Here is a 14,602-nt window from a genome sequence, read left to right as displayed (position 1 = left end):
ACTCCCGAAGGAGCCCGCCCCGCGCTCACGCCCGACGCCCGGCGTCAGACCTGGATCCGGCGCTCGACCGCGTCCACGATCTCGGTGATCGCGTCGGCCAGCGGCACGCCGTTCTTCTGCTCGCCGTTGCGGTAGCGGAAGGAGACCGCGCCCGCCTCGACGTCGTCGTTGCCGGCGATCAGCATGAACGGGACCTTGCTGCGCTGGGCGTTGCGGATCTTCTTCTGCATCCGGTCGTCCGAGGTGTCCACCTCGACCCGGATCCCGCGCTTCTTGAGCTCGGCCGCGACCTCCAGCAGGTACGGCACGTGCTCGTCGGTGATCGGGATGCCGGTCACGGTGACCGGGGCCAGCCACGGCGGCATGGCACCGGCGTAGTGCTCCAGCAGCACCGCGAAGAAGCGCTCGATCGAGCCGAACAGCGCCCGGTGGATCATGACCGGCCGCTGGCGCGAGCCGTCCGCCGCCGTGTACTCCAGGTCGAAACGCTCGGGCAGGTTGAAGTCCAGCTGGATGGTCGACATCTGCCAGGTGCGCCCGATGGCGTCCCGCGCCTGCACCGAGATCTTCGGGCCGTAGAAGGCCGCGCCGCCCGGGTCCGGGACCAGCGGCAGGCCCTGCTTCTCGGCCACCGCGGCGAGGACGGCGGTGGCCTCCTCCCACGTCGCGTCGTCGCCGACGAACTTCTCCGGGTCCTTGGTGGACAGCTCCAGGTAGAAGTCGGTCAGACCGTAGTCGCGCAGCAGGTTGAGCACGAAGGTGAGGGTCGAGTCGAGCTCGTCCGCCATCTGCTCGCGGGTGCAGTAGATGTGCGCGTCGTCCTGGGTGAAGCCGCGGGCGCGGGTCAGACCGTGCACCACGCCGGACTTCTCGTACCGGTACACCGTGCCGAACTCGAACAGGCGCAGCGGCAGTTCACGGTACGAGCGGCCGCGCGCGTCGAAGATCAGGTTGTGCATCGGGCAGTTCATCGGCTTGAGGTAGTAGTCCACGCCCTCGTCGAGCTGCATGGGCGGGTACATACCGTCCGCGTACCAGTCCAGGTGGCCGCTCTTCTCGAAGAGCTTCCCCTTGGTGGCGTGCGGGGTGTAGACGAACTCGTAGCCCTCCTCCTCGTGCCGGCGGCGCGAGTAGTCCTCCATGGCGCGGCGGATGATGCCGCCCTTGGGGTGGAAGACGGCGAGGCCGGAGCCGATCTCCTCGGGGATGGAGAAGAGGTCGAGCTCGTTGCCGAGCTTGCGGTGGTCGCGCTTGGCGGCCTCCTCCAGGAACTCCAGGTGCGCCTTGAGCTCGTCCTTGCTCGGCCAGGCGGTCCCGTAGAGGCGCTGCAGCATGGGGTTCTTCTCGCTGCCGCGCCAGTAGGCGGCGGCGGAGCGCATGATCTTGAACGCCGGGATCATCCGGGTGCTGGGCAGGTGCGGGCCGCGGCAGAGGTCGCCCCAGCACTGCTCGCCGCTCTTGGCGTCCAGGTTGTCGTAGATGGTGAGCTCGCCGGCGCCGACCTCGACGTCGGCGCCCTCGCCGGCGGTGGCGGCGGAGCCCTTGAGGCCGATCAGCTCCAGCTTGTACGGCTCGTGGGCGAGCTCCTCGCGGGCGGCCTCGTCGGTGACCACCCGGCGGGAGAACTTCTGCCCGCGCTTGATGATCTCCTGCATCTTCTTCTCGATGGCCTTGAGGTCATCGGGGTGGAACGGCGTCGCGACGTCGAAGTCGTAGTAGAAGCCGTCCTTGACCGGCGGGCCGATGCCGAGCTTGGCCTCCGGGAAGAGCTGCTGCACGGCCTGGGCCATGACGTGCGCGGTGGAGTGGCGCAGGATGTCGAGGCCGTCCTGGCTGCTGATCACGACCGGCTCGACCTCGTCGCCGTCCTGGAGGGCGTACGCGAGGTCCTTGAGCCCGCCGCCGACGCGGGCGGCGATGATCGAGCGGTCGTCGGCGAAGAGCTCGGCGGCCGTAGTGCCCGTGGTCACCACGCGCTCTTCCCGATCGGGTTCGCGGTTGATGATTACCCGGACGTCCGTCACCGGTCTCTCCTGACGTGCTGGATTCAGAGGACGCAGCACAGCGCTGCGCCTGACGATGGTACCGAGAGCGGTGGCCCCACCGTCACCTCCGTACCCTTCCTACGCGTCCTTCCCGCTCCGCCCCTCCCCCAGGGTCTTGAGCAGGCGCTCCCGCTCGGCCTCCTCCAGCCCGCAGGGTTCCGGGCCGGTGGGCCGGACGAGCCGGCGGAAGCCGCCGCGCCGCTCCAGGCGGCCGCTGATCCGCACGGGGGTGCCGGCCAGGTGGGCCTCGGCGGCGATCCGGTAGGCCGGGTCGGGCAGCCGGACCTTGACCTCGTCGACCTCGGCGCCGCCGAGCACCCGCAGCCGCACGCTGCCCGGCCCGGCGGGGTCGGCGCGCTTGAGGCGGACGACGAGGCCGACCAGGGTGACGGCGACCGCGGGCTCGATGCGTTCGAGCAGGTCGGCGGCCTCCCCGAGGGCGGGCAGGTCGCCGGGCGAGAACTCGACGGCGATCCGGCGGTCGCCGAAGCCGCCCGGGGTGCCGGCGGCGGCCGACCAGGCGACGGTGAACCGGCCGGCGGTGGCGCCGCGCACCAGGTCCTGGACGGATTCGACCAGTTCGCGGCTGACGCCGGACTGGACGGCGTTCTCGAAGGCCTCGCCGCCGCCGCTGACCCGCCGGTAGTCGACGGCGTCGCGCAGCGCCTCCAGGGCGCGGACCAGGGTGGTGACCGCCGCCCGGCCCTCGGGGGCGGGTGTGTAGGCGGTCAGGCCGGGGCCGCCGGCGACGACCAGGACCCGGTCGAGGAAGTCGCCGGCCCAGGCGTCGAGGCGGGCGCCGAAGTAGGCGGCGCGGGTGCGACCGGCCTTGGCGCCGGCGGCGAGCATGGCGCGGGCGGCGTGCCGGAGCCGTTCGGTGTCGTCCCAGGGCGCGGCACCGGGGGCGGTCGCACCGGTGGGTGCGGCGAGGTCGCGGTGCCACTGGAGTTCGTCGCCGGGGACGGCCAGCGCGAGCAGGATGGCGCGGGCGGAGGGGCTGGCGGAGCGGGCGAGGGCGGTGACGGCGTCGGTGAGCAGTTCGACCGCGTCGTCGAAGCCGTCGCCGGCGGGGACGAGCAGGCTGACACCGGGGTCGGTGCCCTCGGGGGGCGTCCAGCGGCCGTAGCGGGCGGAGGGTCCGCCGCGCCGGACCCAGCCGTGCCGGGCGAGCAGGGTGGCGAGCACCGCGGGGTCGACGGCGCCCGGATCGGGCAGCGGCCCGGTCTGCGGCGGTTCGCCGAGCGTGGGACGCATCGGCCCGTGGGGCAGTGTCATGGGGCGGCTCCTCCCGGCCGGGGCCGGGCCGTCACGGGCTGCCGCCCGCGCCGACCCTGGCCATGATGTCGCACAGGGCGCGGTCGTCGAAGACCTTCGCGGTGGGGACGCGGACGTTGGTCCGGCGCTGCCCGGTGATCGGGTGGCCGGCCAGGTTGACCCAGTAGCAGCAGTGCCGCAGTTCGAGGGCGTCGGGGCGGGCGGCCAGCCAGCGGTCGACGCGGCGGGGCAGCAGCATGACGACGAGGATCCGGGGCACGGCGACCCGGGGGCGGGCGAGCTTGCGCAGGTGGTCGTTGTCCAGGGTGAAGGAGAAGAAGGGACCGCGCGGGTCGGGGGCGATCTGCTGGGTGGCCTTCAGCTGGATCTTGACGGTGACCTCGTCGTCGACCTCGTGGCTGCGCGAGCCGTGGCTGACCTGCCAGTCGATGCCGTTGTCGGGGAACGGCTGGGACAGCGAGCAGCCGGCCGCGGCGGCGACCGCGTGCAGGTAGCCGACCTGCAGGGTCTCCATGCAGGCGGTCACCGCCAGGTCGCCCCGCAGGACGGCCGCCGCCTCCTCGGGCTGCGGCTGCGTCAGCGCCATGACCGTCCGGCCTCCCCCGTCCCTCAGGGGCCCGTCCGGATTCGAACAGGGCGCCCGTGGGCAGGGTGCCCGGCCGGTGCGGCGCCAAACGGTTGAGGGGGCGTCAGGGGCGGGTATCACCGGGGCGGGACCGCGCAGTTTTCGAGGGGCAGTCATGCAGCAGCACTGGTTCACCGGCCCGCTCGCCTCCTTCGACACCGAGACCACCGGCGTGGACGTCGAGACCGATCGCATCGTCTCCGCCGCCCTGGTCGTCCAATCCGCCCCGGGCGCCGCCCCGGAGGCCACCGACTGGCTCGCCGATCCCGGCGTGCCGATACCCGACGGCGCCCGGGCGGTGCACGGGATCAGCGACGAGAGGGTGCGGGCGCACGGGCGGCCGGCGGCGGTGGTGGTGGCGGAGCTGGCCGCCGCGCTCGCCGAGCAGGCCCGGGCCGGGCGGCCGGTGGTGGTGATGAACGCGCCGTACGACCTGACGCTGCTGGACCGGGAGTTGCGTCGGCACCGCGGGGTCTCGCTGGCCGGGGCGATCGGCCCGGTCGAGCTGCTGGTGCTGGATCCGCGGGTCCTGGACAAGTACGTGGACCGCTACCGCCGCGGCCGGCGGACGCTGACCGACCTGTGCGCGCACTACGGGGTGGAGCTGGCCGGGGCGCACGACGCGGGGGCGGACGCGACGGCGTCGCTGGAGCTGGTGCGGGCCATCGGCACCCGGTTCCCGAGGGCGCTGGGCGGGCTGACGGCGGCGGAGCTGCACCAACGGCAGACGGTCTGGCACGCGGCGCAGGCGCGCGGGCTGCAGGCGTGGTTCGACCGGTCGGGGGCGGACGAGCGGGTGGACCTGTCGTGGCCACTGCGGCCGGCCCGGTGCGGTTGCGGCCGCCGGCTGTCGCCGGAGCACGCGTGCGAGGTGGCGGCGTAGCCGCCGGGCCCGGGAACGCCGCAGGCCCTGACCGGTCTCCCGATCAGGGCCTGCGTGCTGTCCGGTGGGCGATACTGGGATCGAACCAGTGACCCCTTCGGTGTGAACGAAGTGCTCTCCCGCTGAGCTAATCGCCCGGGCAACGAGAAGAACTGTAGCACCATTCGGGCGGTGTCGTACAACTCGTTCGGGGAGTGCCGCCGACGCGTCCGCAGAACTCCCGCGCGAAGCGGAAGGTGACTGCCCCTCAGCACATTCCCGGCACCGTTCGGCGGATTGTGGAAATACATGTGAGGCCCAGCCGAAAATCGGCTGGGCCTCACATATCACAATGCATTCCGGTGGGCGATACTGGGATCGAACCAGTGACCCCTTCGGTGTGAACGAAGTGCTCTCCCGCTGAGCTAATCGCCCGGGTGCAGGGAAAACATTACCGCATCCCGGAGGGTGCTCCGAACGCTCCGCCGCCCCCGGACGGCCCCGCCCGGAGGCGGCGGCGGACGGGGCCGGGCGGCTCAGTCCTCGTGGATCTTCCAGGGCATGACCAGCCCGTACTTCCACAGGTACCAGCCGCAGAGCGCGGCGATCACGGCCAGGCCGATCGCGGTGAGCGTCAGGTTGCGGCGCCGCACCCGCGGGTCCAGGGCCTTCTGCGCGGCCTCGGCCACCTTGCGGCGGGTCCAGCGCAGCACCAGCTGGGCCCAGACGAACTCGGTCGCCCAGATGCCCATGCCGAGGAAGATGACCACCCAGCCGGGGCCGGGCAGCGGAAGCATGATCACACCGAGCACCACCACGGCGAGACCGACCAGGAAGACGGCCACCTGCCAGCTCAGGTGCAGCGGACGGGAACGGCGGATGAACCCCGGGGCGCGCGAGCCCAGCGGCTTGTCACCCTCCGTACCGGCCCCGTCGCCGGCCTCCGTCGGCACCCCCGTGTCGTCCGGCACGATCGCATCCCCCGTTCCGGTGTTCCCGCCCGCGTCCCCGCGTGCCTCGTCGCTTCGCACAGTCATGCCACGAAACTAACCGAGAAGCGGACCGGTAATCGTCCGGCGGGCACTCTGTGGCGATTCCGCAATGCGCCGTAAGGGGTACGACTCGCGCCCGAATCGGGACAGAGGGGTTTACATCGGTCGTGGAGGTGGGATGGTCCGTTCGCCGACGTGCGATTCCCCGAGCGCACACTGAGCGAAAGGCCATGGCGCTTATGAACACCACGGTCAGCTGCGAGCTGCACCTGCGCCTCATCGTGTCCAGCGAGTCCTCACTGCCCGTCCCCGCGGGCCTGCGCTACGACACCGCCGACCCCTATGCCGTGCACGCCACCTTCCACACCGGCGCCGACGAGACCGTGGAGTGGGTGTTCGCCCGAGATCTCCTTGCGGAGGGGCTGCACCGACCCACCGGTACGGGCGACGTCCGGGTGTGGCCCTCGCGCAGCCACGGACAAGGGGTGGTCTGCATCGCCCTGAGCTCTCCGGAAGGAGAAGCCCTGCTGGAGGCCCCGGCCCGGGCGCTTGAGTCGTTCCTCAAGCGGACGGACGCCGCCGTTCCCCCCGGCACCGAACACCGTCACTTCGACCTCGACCGGGAGCTGTCCCACATCCTCGCCGAAAGCTGACCCCGACCGGAGGCGGTCGCACCCCGCTGCACGCGGGGTCGTAACCCCTGCCGTCAACCGCAGCCGTCCTACTCGGGGGCACGGCAGCAGACTCAGCCGCGCACGACGCGGTCTCGGGGCCGGTGACGAAACGGTTCTCTCCCAATCGGAGCGGGCCGGAAGCACCGAAGGCGCCCGGCACCGGAGCCGGCCATCTCTTGGATGGCCGGCCTCGCTGCCGGGCGCGGCCGTTTTCCGCGGAAATCTCCGCACAGAGTGACGGGATCCGTACGCATCTTCGACGGAAGCCACCGCCGCACGTCGCACCACCCCGGTAAGGTCTGGGAATGACCCGTAGTCGCGGGGTGCCCACGGCCCCCTCCGCGCGAGGAGCCGCCCGTGCTGATCACCCATGACACCGAGTGCGCACTGAGCATCCTCGTCGAGCTGCTCAACACCGCACCCGAGGTGTGCGGCACCGAGCTGCTGCCAGACGTGGCCGCGCTCGACGCCTTCGTGGTCCGGCAGGAGATCAGCGAGGTCGACTCGCTGACCGACGGCGACCTGCACCAGGTGCACCGGCTGCGCTCCCGGCTGCGCGAGGTCTTCGGCACGGAGTCCACCGAGGAGGCCGCCGAACTGGTCAACGCCCTGGTCGCGGCGGCCGGCACGACGCCCCGGCTGACCAACCACGACCACCACGGGTGGCACATCCACTACTTCGCGCCGCACGCCGCCATCGGCGACCACCTGGCCGCCGAGATCGGCATGGCACTGGCGTTCATCCTCACCGCCGGCGAGCGCGAGCGGCTGCGCCGCTGCGAGGCGCCGGACTGCGCGCGGGTCTTCGTGGACCTCTCGCGCAACCGCTCGCGCCGCTACTGCGACAGCCGGACCTGCGGGAACCGGCTGCACGTGGCCGCCTACCGGGCCCGCCAGCGCTCGGCGGAGACGGTCCCCTCCGCCTGAGCGCTCCGCACGGGGCTCAGATGCCGCGGCGGCGCAGGATCTCCTCGATGTCCGCGAAGTCGCCGAGCCCGTCGTCGCCCTTGCCCTTCTCGGCGCGCTGGGCCTTCTCGGCGCGCTTGGGCTCCGTCTGGGCGCCCTGGCCGGCGGGAGCCACGGCCGGGCGCGCCGGAGCGGGCCCGGCGGCGGGGGCGGCGCTCTCGCGTCCCCCGGTCACGGCGCCGCGCCGGCCCACCCAGCGGGTGGTGACGAGCAGCCCCGCGGAGACCGCCAGCAGCACGATGCCGGTCCACACCCGGGGGTCGAAGACCAGCTTGACCGCCCAGTCGGCGATCTCGTCGCCGATCGTCCGGGCCACCGGGAACAGGCCGGTCAGATAGAGGCCGGCGGGCAGCAGCGCGACGGCGAACCAGCGGGTCGCGGAGAGGAAGCGCCGGCGGTAGGCGCGCAGGCCCGCCACCGCCACGCCGCCCGCGGTGAGCGCGAAGGCGACCGCCGCCGTCAGCACGGCCGCCTCCCCGCGGCCGTCGTCCCGGGCGCTCCGGGCGTCGCTCCGGATGTCGGACTGCCAGTCGGACTGATCATCTCGTCGGACCTCCCACTACCTCGGTCTGGCGAACCGGCCGGACCCGGCCGCCGGAACGGCACGGGCCCCACTGATGGAACACTGGGGGCATGATCGAAGGTTCCCTCCCCCGTCTTGAGTTCTGGTGCGAACTGCAGTGCCCGGACTGCCGCACCGCCCTCGGCGACGTCCGCGCGCTGCGTGCCCGCTACGGCGACGCGCTGCCGATCGAGCTGCGCCACTTCCCGCTGGAGAAGCACAAGCACGCCTACCCCGCCGCCGAGGCGGCCGAGGAGGCCTTCGCGCAGGGCCTCGGCTGGCCGTTCGTCGAGGCGCTGCTGGAGCGGGTCGAGGACCTGGAGGCGCGCGGCACCCAGGTGCTCCTGGAGGTGGCCGGGCAGGTGGGGGTGGACGCCGAGGAGGTGGACACCGCGCTGGTGGACGGGCGGCACATGCTGACCGTGGACGCAGACCAGGCCGAGGGCCGGGCGATCGGGGTGACCGGCACGCCGACCTACGTGGTCGCCGGGCAGCGCTTCGACGGCGGGCAGAGCCAGGACGGCCTGCTGGAGCGCGTCATCGCCGCCGTCGAGGCCGCGCGGGCGTCCTGACCCGTCACAGCAGCGGCTTGCCGAACACCCGGTTGGTGACCCGGTAGCCGAGCGACTCGTAGAGGCGGATCGCGACCTCGTTGCCGCTGAAGACGTTCAGCCCGAGGTCGCGGACGCCCGCCGCCAGGCACTCGCGCTCGGCGAGGCGCATCAGCGTCCGGCCGTGACCGCGGCCCCGGTGGGCGTCGGCCACCTCGACCACCATGACCCAGGCCAGCGGGGCACCGTCGGGCAGGTCGCGCAGCCGCAGCGCCAGCCAGAGCGAGCCCAGCGGCTCCTCGCCCGCCGCGTACAGCCGGCGCAGCGCGACTCCCGGGGTGTCCGCGCCCTGCGGCAGCAGTCTCACGTGGTCGGCGTCGGACTTGGCGCGGGCCTCCTCCGCGCCGAGGCCGGAGGCGCGCAGGTCCTCCAAGTAGCCGGCCTTGGAGTCGGCCAGCCAGGCCGGGAACTCCTCGGCCCCGATCGGGCGCGCGGTGACGCCGGACGGCATGGCCGGCGGCTCGTCCAGCCGCTTGACCATGTTCCGCATCCGCTCGGTGTAACCGAGGGTGACCGCGAGCGAGCGGGCGACCTGCGCGGACTCGGGGATGTCGGCGTCCACCCGGGTGCAGCCCCAGCCGCGCAGCACCTCCTCGGCGGCCAGCGCGCCGATCGTTCCGCGCCCCCGGCCGCGTCCGCTGTGGACCTCCAACTCGGCTATCTCGCCCCACGTCTGACTGCCACGCGGGACGGCGGTGGTGCGCAGGCCGCCGACCGGGCGGCCGTTGACGCAGATCTGCCAGCGCCGGGTGCGGCCGCCGGTGGGGGTGGGGGTCTCCGGGCTCTCGGGGCGCAGCGTGGTGGTCATGTCGGGGTCCCTTCCCCGCCGTCCGGCTCTTCTACCGGCCGGGACGCGTCGTCCCCGCCGCGGGGTTCCCGGCGGGGACGACGCGGGGCGGTGCTCAGGGGTCGAGGTCGTCGCCGCTGCGCTCGGCGAAGGTGGCCATGGCCTTCGCGGTGACCGGGCCGGGGCCGGGCAGTTCGCGGTCGTCGACACGGGTGACGGCCTGGACGTCGCGCAGCGAGGAGGTCAGGAAGATCTCCTCGGCCTCCCGGAGCGCGTCGAGCGGGAGGTCGGCCTCCTCGGCGCCGCACCAGTCGACGACGAGCCGGCGGGTGATGCCGGCCAGGCAGCCGGAGGAGAGCGGCGGGGTGAGCAGGCGGCCGTCGAGGACGACGAAGACGTTGGAGCCGGTGCCCTCGCAGAGCCGGCCGGCGGTGTTGGCGAGCAGCGCCTCGGAGGCGCCCGCGCGGTGGGCGGCGGCGAGGGCGACGACGTTCTCGGCGTAGGAGGTGGTCTTGAGGCCGGCGACGGCGCTGTGCTCGTTGCGGCGCCAGGGGACGACGGTGACGGCGGTGGTGTCGGGGCGGCGGGTGGCGGTGCCGAGGGAGGCGACCAGGGTGGGTCCGGTGTCGCCGCGCTCGGAGCCGAGCGGCGCGGTGCCGCCGGTGTAGGTGATGCGCAGGCGGCCGAGCGGCATCGGGTTGGCGGCGAGGACGGCCGCGCAGGCCTCGCGGACCCGGTCGTGGTCGGGGTCGGGCAGGCCGAGGCCGCGGGCGGAGCGGGTGAGCCGCTCCAGGTGGCGGGTGACGGCGAAGGCCTTGCCGTCGACGGCCTTCATGGTCTCGAAGACGCCGTCGCCGGTGGTGAGTCCGTGGTCGAGGACGGACAGGGCCGGGTCGGCGGAGTCGACGAGGGTGCCGTTGACCCAGCTGGTGGTCGGGTGCTGCATCGCGGGGTGCTCCTCGCGGGAGGGTGCGGGCCGGCCGGCGGCGGTGGCGGGCGCGGTCCGGGGCGGGTCGGGTCCGGGGCGGGTTCAGTCGGTGTCGGGACGGGGCTCGGTGCCCGACGCTATCGCGACCAACCGGGCGGCCTTCAGCTCGGTTTCCGCCCACTCGCGTTCGGGGTCGGAGCCCCAGGTGATGCCGGCGCCGGTGCCGAAGCGCAGCTCGGGCGCCGCCGGGTCGGTCCGGTCGATCCAGAAGGTGCGGATGCCGACGGCGAGTTCGCCCTCGCCGCGGTCGGCGTCGACCCAGCCGACGGCGCCGCAGTAGGGGCCGCGCGGGGCGGTCTCCAGGGCCTCGATGATCCGCAGGGCGCTGGACTTGGGGGCGCCGGTGACGGAGCCGGGCGGGAAGGTGGCGGCGAACAGCTCGGGCCAGCCGGCGTCCGGGCGCAGGGTGCCCTCGACGGTGGAGACGAGGTGGACCAGGCCGGGGTGCTTCTCGACCGCGCACAGGTCGGGCACGGTGACGGTGCCGGTGGCGCAGACCCGGCCGAGGTCGTTGCGGACCAGGTCGACGATCATCACGTTCTCGGCGTGGTCCTTGTCGAGCAGGTCGTGCTCGGTGCGGCCGGTGCCCTTGATCGGGCCCGAGGAGACGGTGCGGCCGGTGCGGCGCAGGTAGAGCTCGGGCGAGGCCGTGGCGATCTCCACGCCGTGCCCGGGCAGCCGGATCGTTCCGGCGTACGGGGCCGGGTTCCCGTGGGCGAGCAGGCCGGTGAGGGCGTCGACGTCCGAGCGGGCGGGGTCGGGCAGCGGCGCGGAGAGCACCCGGCAGAGGTTGGCCTGGTAGACCTCGCCGGCCGCGATGTGCTCGCGGATGCGGCGCACGCCCGCGGTGTAGGCGGCGCGGTCGAGCGAGCTGTGCCAGGAGCCGGCGGCCGGGCCGTGCCAGCCGGCGCCGGAGGGCGGGGCGGGGGCCGGGCGGACGTCGTCGAAGCGGGCGCAGGTGAGGCGGCCCTCGAAGTCGTGGGCGACGGCCCACCAGCCGGCGGAGTCCAGGGCGGCCGGGTCGGAGGTGACGTCGCGCAGCCCGGTCGCGAGGCGGCCGCCGAAGCGGGCGAGGGGGTGCTGGGGGTCGAGGTGGCCGGACACGGTTCTCCTGCGCGGGGCTTTGCTTGGGGTTGCGGTGCCTGAAGTGTAGGTCGGGGGGCGCGAGCAGAACCGGCCGTCGCGCGGGCGTACGCGGGGTGACCTGCGGGTGTCACTCAGGGTGTCGTTCCACCGCCGCCGCGCCCGTCCGGGCCGGTCCGCGCCGGGGCGTCCGACGGCCGCCCGCCGGACATGCTGCGGGAACGGATTTTTAGCTGGCCCGGGAATCCGCTAGAGTTCAACACGTCGCCACGGAGCGCAGCCGGGAAAACCGGTGAAGATCCCGGCAGACAGGCGGACGTGGCTCAGTTGGTAGAGCATCACCTTGCCAAGGTGAGGGTCGCGAGTTCGAATCTCGTCGTCCGCTCGACGAAGGACAGTGTAAGATCGTCCTTCGAGTGTTGCCTGGTGGAGTGGCCGAGAGGCGAGGCAACGGCCTGCAAAGCCGTCTACACGGGTTCAAATCCCGTCTCCACCTCCAAGAGGATCGCCCGGCTCCGCCGGGTGGCCTCCCCGCGCGATTAGCTCAGCGGGAGAGCACTACCTTGACACGGTAGGGGTCACTGGTTCAATCCCAGTATCGCGCACCATGCCCGGCCCTGCCGGACACCTGCCCCGCGCGATTAGCTCAGCGGGAGAGCACCACCTTGACACGGTGGGGGTCACTGGTTCAATCCCAGTATCGCGCACGTCGGATCTTCCAGGATCTTCGGATCCCGGGGTTCGCCGCGGAACACCACCGCACCAGCGCGATTAGCTCAGCGGGAGAGCACTACCTTGACACGGTAGGGGTCACTGGTTCAATCCCAGTATCGCGCACGTCGGGTCCTCCGGGACCTGCTGCAGGACCGCCTTACCAGGCGCGATTAGCTCAGCGGGAGAGCACTACCTTGACACGGTAGGGGTCACTGGTTCAATCCCAGTATCGCGCACAGTGACGGCCGGGGCCGCGACTCGTACGGGTCGCGGCCCCGGCCGTTTCGGCGTTCCCGGAGCCGTTCTCACGGGGTGTTCCCGGAAGCCTTGCCCGAGGGCGTCGCCCGGGAGCGCTGCCCGGAAGGAACGGAAGACGCAGAAGAGCCGCGTACGGTCGCCCTCACCGACGTCCGTACGCGGCCTCTCCGCCTGCCGGGGCGCTCTGCGCGCCGCTCCTCGCCCGTCCGCGTGTCATCGCGGGCGCGGCCTCCCCGGCGGCACTGGCTCCCCGTCCCCAGGGGATCAGTGCCCGTTTCGGTGGGCACCCGAGGTGCCCGTTTCGGTGGGCACCCGAGGTGCCCGGCCCGGTCAGCGGCCGATCAGTTCGGCCACCGCCTGGGCCTGGTTCGCCATCTGCTCCCAGCCGCCGAACAGGACGGCCAACAGCACCGCGCAGGGCAGTGCCATCGCCACCGCCACCGCCGGGTGCCGGGTCCGCTCCGCGGCGCCGGGCTGGGTGAAGGCCGGCCGACGTCGGCGGGAGGTGGATCCCGTGGGCTGCGGTGCCATGCCCCTGACTCCTCTTTCGTGAGCTCGGCCGGTGGATGGACGGTGGTGCACGTGGACGCGGTGGACGGCTTACCTCGGGGGACGAGCTCCCCGTCCACCGCTGAGAACAACGGTATGGCGGGAGGGGGTTGGCGGGCGTCATGCCGTCGTACTGTTCTCCGGGCCTCCCGGAGGATGACGATCAGACCTGGGTAGTACTACCGCAGGGGGAGACGTCCGAGACCCGGTCCCAGGGGGAACCCTGAGAGGCGACCCCGAGAAACGATTCGCCGGCACACCGACCGGATGTCAGTGCAAGATCCGACAATCGGACGGTGGCTTCAGGTGTTGCGTATCAGCACACCGCAGCGGGCAGTCCGTAAGCTGTGCCAGACAGGAACTGACGACGCCCCATCCGACGGGGCCTCACCCACAGTCTGACGGGGAAACGAGAATGGCGATGATGCGGCTGAGGCGTGAGGACCCCCGCATCGTCGGGCCGTACCGCCTGCACCGGCGGCTGGGAGCCGGTGGCATGGGCGTGGTCTACCTCGGATCGGACCGCAGGGGGCAGCGCGTCGCGCTCAAGCTGATTCGCGCCGAGCTGGCCGAGGACGTCGAGTTCCGCACCCGCTTCGCCCGCGAGATCGCCGCCGCCTCCCGGATCCGCGGCGGCTGCACCGCCCGCGTCATGGGCTCCGACATCGAGGCCGACCGGCCCTGGCTGGCCACCGCGTACGTCCCCGGGCCGTCGCTGTACAAGCGGGTCGGGGACGAGGGGCCGCTGGGCTGGTCCGAGGTCGCCCGGATCGGGGCCTCGCTCGCCGACGGGCTGGTCAAGGTGCACGAGGCCGGCGTCGTCCACCGCGACCTCAAGCCGTCCAACATCCTGCTGTCGCCGCGCGGGCCGCGCATCATCGACTTCGGCATCGCCTGGTCGCGCGGGGCCAGCACGCTCACCCACGTCGGCACCGCCGTCGGCTCGCCCGGCTTCCTTGCCCCCGAGCAGGTGCGGGGGGCCGCCGTCACACCCGCGACCGACGTCTTCGCCTTCGGCGCCACCCTCGCGTACGCGCTCACCGGGGACAGCCCGTTCGGCTCCGGGGCCTCCTCGGAGGTCATGCTCTACCGCGTCGTCCACGAGGAGCCCGACCTGTCGGCGGTGCCGGCGCAGCTCGCGCCGCTGATCCGGGCCTGCCTGGCCAAGGAGCCCGCCGAACGGCCCGGCGCGGCGGCGCTGCACGAGCGGCTGAGCGAACTGGCGGCGCGCGGTGCCACGACCGGCCCGGGCGCGATGCCGGGCGGCGCGGCCGGCCACGGCTCCGGCGGGCCCTTCGGCCGGGGCCGCGGGGCCGGGCGCGGCCAGGCCGCCGCCGGGAACGGCGGGGTCGGGGCCAGTGGGGTCGGTGGGGTCGGCCCGGCCGGTGGCGTGCCGGGCGTGGGCCGGGCGGGCGCCGTCCGGGGTGCCGGGCCAGGGGCGGAGCGAGTCGGGGCACCGGGACACCCGGGACGTCCGGCGCACCCGGGGCACCCCGTGCGTCCGGCCGGGCCGGTGCCGGCCGCACCGGCCGCCGCCGCACCGCGCGGAGTCCCGGCGCCCGGGCGGGCGCCCGAGCAGGCCGCCGCCGCGGCCCGGGCACGGGCGGCGGG

General features: G+C 73.4%; 14 protein-coding genes and 8 tRNA genes. 11 read left to right on the top strand and 11 right to left on the bottom strand.

Going from position 1 to position 14,602, the window contains the following annotated elements; all coding sequences use genetic code 11:
* Window positions 1-44: 44 nt before the first annotated feature.
* From thrS to ACFU9E_RS31410, 3 genes are all read right to left on the bottom strand, one after another.
* The gene (gene thrS / locus ACFU9E_RS31420) at window positions 45-2,024 is read right to left on the bottom strand and encodes a threonine--tRNA ligase (RefSeq protein ID WP_380685598.1); all 1,980 of its coding nucleotides are present in this window, start codon (window positions 2,022-2,024) and stop codon (window positions 45-47) included.
* Window positions 2,025-2,123: 99 nt separating this feature from the next.
* Window positions 2,124-3,320, bottom strand: coding sequence for a hypothetical protein (locus tag ACFU9E_RS31415; protein ID WP_380685600.1), 1,197 nt, complete (start codon window positions 3,318-3,320; stop codon window positions 2,124-2,126).
* Window positions 3,321-3,351: 31 nt separating this feature from the next.
* Window positions 3,352-3,906, bottom strand: a complete 555-nt coding sequence (locus ACFU9E_RS31410) for a DUF4365 domain-containing protein (protein ID WP_380685602.1) — start codon at window positions 3,904-3,906, stop codon at window positions 3,352-3,354.
* Between the two features lie 154 nt (window positions 3,907-4,060).
* Between ACFU9E_RS31410 and ACFU9E_RS31405 the strand changes: the two genes are divergently transcribed.
* Window positions 4,061-4,828 (top strand): exonuclease domain-containing protein, encoded by a 768-nt coding sequence (locus tag ACFU9E_RS31405; RefSeq protein ID WP_380685604.1) that lies wholly within the window; start codon window positions 4,061-4,063, stop codon window positions 4,826-4,828.
* A gap of 65 nt (window positions 4,829-4,893) precedes the next feature.
* Here ACFU9E_RS31405 and ACFU9E_RS31400 read toward each other — a convergent pair.
* The 3 genes from ACFU9E_RS31400 to ACFU9E_RS31390 all read right to left on the bottom strand — a co-directional run bounded on the left by ACFU9E_RS31400 (window position 4,894) and on the right by ACFU9E_RS31390 (window position 5,844).
* Window positions 4,894-4,965 (bottom strand) — tRNA-Val (locus tag ACFU9E_RS31400).
* Between the two features lie 205 nt (window positions 4,966-5,170).
* Window positions 5,171-5,242: transfer RNA gene (locus ACFU9E_RS31395), tRNA-Val, on the bottom strand.
* A gap of 101 nt (window positions 5,243-5,343) precedes the next feature.
* The gene (locus ACFU9E_RS31390) at window positions 5,344-5,844 is read right to left on the bottom strand and encodes a TIGR02611 family protein (RefSeq protein ID WP_380685607.1); all 501 of its coding nucleotides are present in this window, start codon (window positions 5,842-5,844) and stop codon (window positions 5,344-5,346) included.
* Window positions 5,845-6,038: 194 nt separating this feature from the next.
* Here ACFU9E_RS31390 and ACFU9E_RS31385 point away from each other — a divergent pair, with 194 nt between their 5' ends.
* Together ACFU9E_RS31385 and ACFU9E_RS31380 are read left to right on the top strand one after the other, a co-directional pair.
* On the top strand, window positions 6,039-6,452 hold the full coding sequence (locus ACFU9E_RS31385) for an SsgA family sporulation/cell division regulator (RefSeq protein ID WP_030056266.1): 414 nt from the start codon (window positions 6,039-6,041) through the stop codon (window positions 6,450-6,452).
* A gap of 378 nt (window positions 6,453-6,830) precedes the next feature.
* Window positions 6,831-7,400: a CGNR zinc finger domain-containing protein gene (locus ACFU9E_RS31380; protein WP_380685609.1), complete on the top strand. Its 570-nt coding sequence runs from the start codon at window positions 6,831-6,833 to the stop codon at window positions 7,398-7,400.
* Window positions 7,401-7,416: 16 nt separating this feature from the next.
* Here the strand turns inward: ACFU9E_RS31380 and ACFU9E_RS31375 are convergent, their stop codons facing one another.
* Window positions 7,417-7,905: a hypothetical protein gene (locus ACFU9E_RS31375; RefSeq protein WP_380685611.1), complete on the bottom strand. Its 489-nt coding sequence runs from the start codon at window positions 7,903-7,905 to the stop codon at window positions 7,417-7,419.
* Window positions 7,906-8,072: 167 nt separating this feature from the next.
* On the opposite strand from ACFU9E_RS31375, the gene ACFU9E_RS31370 reads away from it, so the two are divergent.
* The gene (locus tag ACFU9E_RS31370; protein WP_355370771.1) at window positions 8,073-8,573 is read left to right on the top strand and encodes a DsbA family protein; all 501 of its coding nucleotides are present in this window, start codon (window positions 8,073-8,075) and stop codon (window positions 8,571-8,573) included.
* Between the two features lie 4 nt (window positions 8,574-8,577).
* Here the strand turns inward: ACFU9E_RS31370 and ACFU9E_RS31365 are convergent, their stop codons facing one another.
* The 3 genes from ACFU9E_RS31365 to ACFU9E_RS31355 all read right to left on the bottom strand — a co-directional run bounded on the left by ACFU9E_RS31365 (window position 8,578) and on the right by ACFU9E_RS31355 (window position 11,491).
* Window positions 8,578-9,420, bottom strand: coding sequence for a GNAT family N-acetyltransferase (locus ACFU9E_RS31365; RefSeq protein ID WP_380685613.1), 843 nt, complete (start codon window positions 9,418-9,420; stop codon window positions 8,578-8,580).
* A 94-nt stretch (window positions 9,421-9,514) separates the two neighbouring features.
* Entirely contained in the window at window positions 9,515-10,345 is an 831-nt protein-coding gene (locus ACFU9E_RS31360) for an aminotransferase class IV (protein WP_380689769.1), read from the bottom strand.
* A gap of 84 nt (window positions 10,346-10,429) precedes the next feature.
* Entirely contained in the window at window positions 10,430-11,491 is a 1,062-nt protein-coding gene (locus ACFU9E_RS31355) for a chorismate-binding protein (RefSeq protein WP_380689771.1), read from the bottom strand.
* 291 nt (window positions 11,492-11,782) lie between these two features.
* Between ACFU9E_RS31355 and ACFU9E_RS31350 the strand changes: the two genes are divergently transcribed.
* The 6 genes from ACFU9E_RS31350 to ACFU9E_RS31325 all read left to right on the top strand — a co-directional run bounded on the left by ACFU9E_RS31350 (window position 11,783) and on the right by ACFU9E_RS31325 (window position 12,420).
* Window positions 11,783-11,855, top strand: a tRNA-Gly gene (locus tag ACFU9E_RS31350).
* Window positions 11,856-11,895: 40 nt separating this feature from the next.
* A tRNA-Cys gene (locus ACFU9E_RS31345) sits at window positions 11,896-11,969 on the top strand.
* A 34-nt stretch (window positions 11,970-12,003) separates the two neighbouring features.
* Window positions 12,004-12,078, top strand: a tRNA-Val gene (locus tag ACFU9E_RS31340).
* Between the two features lie 27 nt (window positions 12,079-12,105).
* Window positions 12,106-12,177, top strand: a tRNA-Val gene (locus ACFU9E_RS31335).
* A 58-nt stretch (window positions 12,178-12,235) separates the two neighbouring features.
* Window positions 12,236-12,307, top strand: a tRNA-Val gene (locus ACFU9E_RS31330).
* Between the two features lie 41 nt (window positions 12,308-12,348).
* Window positions 12,349-12,420, top strand: a tRNA-Val gene (locus ACFU9E_RS31325).
* Window positions 12,421-12,772: 352 nt separating this feature from the next.
* On the opposite strand, the gene ACFU9E_RS31320 is transcribed toward ACFU9E_RS31325, so the two are convergent.
* Complete coding sequence (locus tag ACFU9E_RS31320; RefSeq protein ID WP_380690098.1) at window positions 12,773-12,973, bottom strand: hypothetical protein; 201 nt, start codon at window positions 12,971-12,973, stop codon at window positions 12,773-12,775.
* 433 nt (window positions 12,974-13,406) lie between these two features.
* Here ACFU9E_RS31320 and ACFU9E_RS31315 point away from each other — a divergent pair.
* Window positions 13,407-14,602, top strand: a 1,196-nt coding sequence (locus tag ACFU9E_RS31315; RefSeq protein ID WP_380715536.1) for a serine/threonine-protein kinase, incomplete at its 3' end; no start/stop codon positions are given.

This window comes from Kitasatospora sp. NPDC057595 (assembly GCF_042800875.1).
In the GTDB taxonomy this organism is placed as follows: domain Bacteria; phylum Actinomycetota; class Actinomycetes; order Streptomycetales; family Streptomycetaceae; genus Kitasatospora.
The sequence above is the reverse complement of the archived record's forward strand: the minus strand, read 5'-3'. Positions and strand labels throughout refer to the sequence as shown.

Coding starts and splice junctions, on each gene's coding strand:
- ACFU9E_RS31415 (WP_380685600.1), bottom strand. CDS start 3,320: ATGACACTGCCCCACGGGCCGATGCGTCCCACGCTCGGCGAACCGCCG.
- ACFU9E_RS31410 (WP_380685602.1), bottom strand. CDS start 3,906: ATGGCGCTGACGCAGCCGCAGCCCGAGGAGGCGGCGGCCGTCCTGCGG.
- ACFU9E_RS31405 (WP_380685604.1), top strand. CDS start 4,061: ATGCAGCAGCACTGGTTCACCGGCCCGCTCGCCTCCTTCGACACCGAG.
- ACFU9E_RS31390 (WP_380685607.1), bottom strand. CDS start 5,844: ATGACTGTGCGAAGCGACGAGGCACGCGGGGACGCGGGCGGGAACACC.
- ACFU9E_RS31385 (WP_030056266.1), top strand. CDS start 6,039: ATGAACACCACGGTCAGCTGCGAGCTGCACCTGCGCCTCATCGTGTCC.
- ACFU9E_RS31370 (WP_355370771.1), top strand. CDS start 8,073: ATGATCGAAGGTTCCCTCCCCCGTCTTGAGTTCTGGTGCGAACTGCAG.
- ACFU9E_RS31365 (WP_380685613.1), bottom strand. CDS start 9,420: ATGACCACCACGCTGCGCCCCGAGAGCCCGGAGACCCCCACCCCCACC.
- ACFU9E_RS31360 (WP_380689769.1), bottom strand. CDS start 10,345: ATGCAGCACCCGACCACCAGCTGGGTCAACGGCACCCTCGTCGACTCC.
- ACFU9E_RS31320 (WP_380690098.1), bottom strand. CDS start 12,973: ATGGCACCGCAGCCCACGGGATCCACCTCCCGCCGACGTCGGCCGGCC.